This window comes from Pseudomonas sp. HMSC076A11 (assembly GCF_001810205.1).
Lineage (GTDB): Bacteria > Pseudomonadota > Gammaproteobacteria > Pseudomonadales > Pseudomonadaceae > Pseudomonas > Pseudomonas aeruginosa.
In genome coordinates this window covers 1-1,620 of sequence record NZ_KV800254.1, presented here as the reverse complement: position 1 = coordinate 1,620, position 1,620 = coordinate 1, and the positions used below count along the sequence as shown (strand labels likewise).

At 48.9% G+C, this 1,620-nt stretch carries 2 protein-coding genes and 1 pseudogene; all 3 read left to right on the top strand.

The features are described from left to right. Positions 1 to 110 precede the first annotated feature (110 nt). Positions 111 to 284 (top strand): annotated as a pseudogene (locus HMPREF2716_RS29985) (DUF6862 domain-containing protein); the annotation flags it as partial. Between the two features lie 6 nt (positions 285 to 290). Continuing rightward, positions 291 to 1,067: a hypothetical protein gene (locus HMPREF2716_RS28335; protein ID WP_124174000.1), complete on the top strand. Its 777-nt coding sequence runs from the start codon at positions 291 to 293 to the stop codon at positions 1,065 to 1,067. Continuing rightward, positions 1,064 to 1,537: a hypothetical protein gene (locus HMPREF2716_RS29320; protein ID WP_073650824.1), complete on the top strand. Its 474-nt coding sequence runs from the start codon at positions 1,064 to 1,066 to the stop codon at positions 1,535 to 1,537. The genes HMPREF2716_RS28335 and HMPREF2716_RS29320 overlap by 4 nt, the downstream gene beginning before the upstream one ends. Positions 1,538 to 1,620 lie beyond the last annotated feature (83 nt).

The window sequence follows — 1,620 nt, the reverse complement described above, 5'->3', positions numbered from 1 at the left end:
AGAGCGGCGTGGGCAAGGGCGGCCGAGATTAGAGTAGGGAAAATAAATCTGTCCCCTTTTTTCTTAGGAATTCTGTCCAATACAACTACCTCAACCACGAAGAAAACCAGGAACGCTTCGAGGCCAAGAAGGCATGTAACGGCGGGGACTCAACCGCTTGTGGCCGCGTTGATGAATTAAACCAACTCGACCGGAGTCGCGATCTGGCACTACTTACGGCCTGTTCTTCGGGCGGTAGTAGCACGACATGTACGACGCTGCGTAAAGAGGCTTGGGAATCTGCCCAGAGTTTGAAACAGGCCAGTTGGACTCCAGAAGCACAAGAGCAGTACCGGCAAGCCAAGCAGAACCCGCAACTGATGGCATACACCATTGAGGGCGAGCTGCGCAGCATCTACCAGATCAACGACCCGATAACGGCAGCTGATTCCAAGCGGCTGGCCGAGGCGATGGCCAGCTTGGGTTCTGACTTCATCCCAGGTTATGGCGATGGCAAGGCGTTTGTCGAAGCGCAAGACCCCTTCGACTATACGATGGCCGGAATAGGCTTGGTGCCGGGCATTGGGGATGGCGCTGCGAAGATCCTGGCCAAGGCGAAGGCACTTTACAAGGAAGGTAAAGTATCCGAGGCTGCTGATTTGGTCGAGGGACTGGGTAAGCTGCCGGCTCCGCAAGGTGCAAAAGGCGAGGTCCAACTGCTACCTAAACCTGGCTCCACGACTGTGCCTACAAGTGGCGTAGGTGCGAATGCACAATTCAAGGTTGATTCAGGGCAATTAGGGAAGAAGCTAGGAAAGCACGTCGAAGACTTCGGTGGAAGTGCTAAAAATCCTGCTGATCGGCAGATGGTACTTGATAAAATCCAAGATATTGGCAATAACCCAGAAAAAGTAATCCCTGGGAAATTTGCAGGTCAAGGGAGCGGTGGTACGAGAGGTGACGTCTTCTTCCGAATAAAGGGTGATGATGTTGTGGTTACAAAACCGGACGGGACATTTGTGACGATTATGAAAGATGGAATAAATAATACGTCCGTGAAAAATGCGCTGAAAGGTAATCCACAATGATCGTGGTATCCGAAGCGTTTAAATCTTGGTTGATTGGTTGCATAGGGCTGCGATTGCTCCTTGTTTGGGGGGTGTTTCATGTATTTGAATCGAAAAAAAATGGCAATCCGCAAGCGGTAGCTCTTTTATTTGATGGAAAAGATTTTGGGACTTTAAAGTGTGCTCCTGATGGCTCGTCTATAGCATATAGCTCTGATGTTGTTGCTGAGTGCGACTTAGGGGAGTTTGGGGCGGAAAAGATTTTCCCACTAGAAAGTGACGAGGCTTTTTCGTCAGTTGTAGGGGAGGAATTGAATTCGGTCTCATTGATTTTATCCTCTGTTGAAGACTCGGTTGCTGGGGTGCTGCTCCGCTTTGGTAATTCTGAGTGTTTAAGTTTTATTAATCTGGGCGATGAGCTTTTTGTTTATAAGGAAATACCCTCCGAAATTATTAAATGTGAAGGGTTGGAGTTTTTGAAGCTCTCGTAGTGTAACGCTGTTTCTTCGCTGCAAAAGCGACAGGAGCATAAAGGGGACAAGCATAAAGGGGACAGATTTATTTTCCCTACTCT